This window comes from Streptomyces cahuitamycinicus, assembly GCF_002891435.1.
GTDB lineage: Bacteria > Actinomycetota > Actinomycetes > Streptomycetales > Streptomycetaceae > Streptomyces > Streptomyces cahuitamycinicus.
Genome location: NZ_POUC01000660.1, coordinates 1 through 3,044, shown reverse-complemented (window position 1 = coordinate 3,044; position 3,044 = coordinate 1). Strand labels below are relative to the sequence as shown.

Sequence of the window (3,044 nt, the reverse complement as noted above, 5' to 3'; positions counted from 1 at the left end):
CCCGCCGGCCGAGCGGCGGGTGTGGCCGCGCACCTTCCACGACCGGCTGACCGCGCCGCTCCCGAGCCTGAAGGCCATGGCCCGCTTCGCCCGCGAGGGGGCGGTGAGACCGGGCCCGGAGGGGCTGGCCGACATCCCCCGACTGCCCTACGCACCGGCCCCGCTGCCCCGCGTCGACGCCCGCACCGTCGCCGTCACCTGGGCGGGACACGCCAGTTGGGTGCTGCGCATCGGAGGACTGACCGTCCTCACCGACCCGGTCTGGTCGCGCCGGATCCTCGGCACCCCGGCCCGGATCACCCCCGTGGGGGTCCCCTGGGAGGAACTGCCGCGCGTCGACGCCGTCGTCATCAGCCACAACCACTACGACCATCTGGACGCCCCCACGCTGCGCCGCCTTCCGCGCGACACCCCGGTGTTCGTCCCGGCCGGGCTCGCCCGCTGGTTCCACCGCCGCCGCTTCACGCGCGTGACGGAGCTCGACTGGTGGGAGGCCGCCGAACTGGACGGCGTCCGCTTCGACTTCGTCCCCTCCCACCACTGGTCCAAGCGCAGCCTCACCGACACCTGCCACAGCCTGTGGGGCGGCTGGGTCCTCACCGACGAGGGCGGCCAACGCGTCTACTTCGCGGGCGACACGGGCTACGGCCACTGGTTCTCCCGCATCGGCCGCCGCTACCCCGGCATCGACCTGGCCCTGCTGCCCATCGGCGCCTACGACCCCCGCTGGTGGCTCCGCGATGTCCACTGCGACCCGGAGGAGGCGGTCCGGGCGGCCCAGGACCTGGGCGCGAGCCGGATGGCCCCCATGCACTGGGGCACGTTCGTCCTGTCGGCGGAGCCGGTGATGGAGCCCCTCACACGGGTGCGGGCAGCCTGGGAGAAGGCGGGCCTGCCCCGAGAGGCGCTGTGGGACATGCCGATCGGCGCGTCAAGGGTGCTGTAGGAGACGAGGGGCGCGGGGAACCGCGCGAAGAACCCCCGATGATCCGCACCCCGAAGAGAACCGCACACCACCACGGCGCTACCGAACCCTCCGCACCAACCCCGGCACCACGCTGATCAGCACGGTCAGCGCGATGGCCGCCACCACGCCCTGCCACGGCTCGGCGAACAGCGACCCCCCGAGAATCCCGATCAACTGGTAGGTCGCGGCCCACGCCAGACAGGCCGGCAGATTCCCCCGGGAGAACCTGCGCATCGGCCACTCCGCCAGCAGACAGGCCAGCATCACCGGAATACGCCCCGCCGGCACCAGCCGTGACAGCACCAGCACCGCCACGCCGTGCGCGGCGAGTTTCTCCTGCGCCTGCTCCAGCCGGTCCTCCGGCGCCCGCGACCGGAGGGCCTCCAGCCACCGCGACCCGTTCCTCGACTTCAGCCCGCGCCGCCCCAGCCAGTACAGCGCCGCATCGCCCGCGAAGGCCGCCAGCGACGCCGTCACGAACACCATCGCCAGCGAGAACGGCGCCGCCCGGTGCAGGGCGACCACCGCCGCCGAACTCACCAGCGCCCCCGTCGGGATCACCGGCACCAGCGCCCCGGCCAGCACCAGCAGAAAGAGCGTCGGATACCCGATCGCCTGCTGCGTGGACTCGGGAACCACGGACGCCGGTGTGACGGACGACGCCGCGAGCAGGGGCACGCCGGTCAGCGCCACGGACGCGGACCAGCTCACCGCGCCACCTCCAGGCGCACGCTCTCCCCGTGCCCGAGCCGGTGCACCGCCACAGCCGGCGCGTGCCGGGCCGCCAGCCGGACGAACTCCTCCCCCGGCGCATGGAACTCGTGGGGGCGCACGGCGTCCATGCCGATCGGCCAGTACGTGCCGTAGTGCACCGGCACCGCACTGCGCGGCGCCAGCTGTTCCAGCGCCTGCGCCGCCCGGCCCGCGTCCAGGTGCCCCTCGCCCAGGTACGGCCCCCAACCGCCCACCGGCAGCAGAGCCACCTCGACCGGCCCGACCTCCTTGGCCATGTCCTCGAACAGCCCCGTGTCCCCGGCGAAGTACGTCCGGGCCTCGCCGGCTATGACGTAGCCGAGGGCGGGGGAGCGGTGCGGCCCGAACGGCAGCCGCCGCCCGTCGTGCCGCGCGGGCACGGCCCGTACGACGATGTCACCGACCGGCGTCTCGTCCCCGGGAGCCACCTCGCTCACCCGCAGGTGCGCGAGCCGGCGCAGACCGGGCACCGCCCGGCGCGCGCCCCGGGGCACGAGCAGGCGCGTGCCCGCAGCGAGCCGCATCAGCGACGGCACGTGCAGATGGTCGGCGTGCAGATGCGACACCAGCGCCACGTCCGCCCGCGGGGCGCCCGGGGGCGGCAGGGCTCCGCGCCGGCGCCGCAGGTGCGCGAGCCGGCGTGCGAACAGAGGATCCGTGAGCACGCGCACGTTCGAGTCCTCGACGGTGCAAGTGGCGTGACCCCACCAGGTGATCTCCACCGGCACTTCTTCGCCTCCTTCGCGCGACTCCCCCGAAGCCTACGTGCAGGAGTAGGGTCGGCGGCGAAACCGGAGGTGAGGGGGCGCCATGGTGCCGGTGCGGGTCACGGCGATCGCGAGTCTGACGCCGCTGGAGGAGCTCGACGACGATCCGTTCCTGGTCGACTCCCGCAGTCAGCACGCGATGTGCGCCCGCTGGGCCGCCGAGCGGGGCTACGTGGTCAGCCGGGAGTTACTCGTGCGCGGACTGCGGCCCGACCACGGCGCGCTGTGGGACGGCGTCCGACCCGGCCTCGACGTGTTCGTCGCGCCCAGCCGGCGGGTACTGGAGAGCGCGCTCGCCTCCGTCGAGGAGTTCACCGCCGAGTGCGCCCGCCGTGGTGTACGCGTCGAGACGGTGGGGCATGCGGAGCCTGCGTACGACGCGGCGATGAAGGCGTGCGTGCACCGGCGGCTGTCGATGCCGACGGCCGGCTACGACGGGCGCTGACGTCGTCTCCGGCCGGGGGCGTGACCTGGGGACGAAACGGCCCGGCCGGGCGTTGGGACACTGTGGGGGAGGGCCCGCGACGACTGCGGGCGGGAGACGTGAGGTGGCTGGG

General features: G+C 74.2%; 4 protein-coding genes. 2 read left to right on the top strand and 2 right to left on the bottom strand.

The features are described from left to right. Positions 1-946, top strand: a 946-nt coding sequence (locus C1J00_RS41160; RefSeq protein WP_102913943.1) for an MBL fold metallo-hydrolase, incomplete at its 5' end; no start/stop codon positions are given. Positions 947-1,024: 78 nt separating this feature from the next. On the opposite strand, the gene C1J00_RS41155 is transcribed toward C1J00_RS41160, so the two are convergent. Next, complete coding sequence (locus C1J00_RS41155; RefSeq protein WP_391126634.1) at positions 1,025-1,645, bottom strand: DedA family protein; 621 nt, start codon at positions 1,643-1,645, stop codon at positions 1,025-1,027. Positions 1,646-1,674: 29 nt separating this feature from the next. After that, positions 1,675-2,448: an MBL fold metallo-hydrolase gene (locus C1J00_RS41150; protein ID WP_102913941.1), complete on the bottom strand. Its 774-nt coding sequence runs from the start codon at positions 2,446-2,448 to the stop codon at positions 1,675-1,677. Positions 2,449-2,530: 82 nt separating this feature from the next. Here C1J00_RS41150 and C1J00_RS41145 point away from each other — a divergent pair, with 82 nt between their 5' ends. Then, the gene (locus C1J00_RS41145; RefSeq protein ID WP_102913940.1) at positions 2,531-2,932 is read left to right on the top strand and encodes a hypothetical protein; all 402 of its coding nucleotides are present in this window, start codon (positions 2,531-2,533) and stop codon (positions 2,930-2,932) included. Positions 2,933-3,044 lie beyond the last annotated feature (112 nt).

Coding starts and splice junctions, on each gene's coding strand:
- C1J00_RS41145 (WP_102913940.1), top strand. CDS start 2,531: ATGGTGCCGGTGCGGGTCACGGCGATCGCGAGTCTGACGCCGCTGGAG.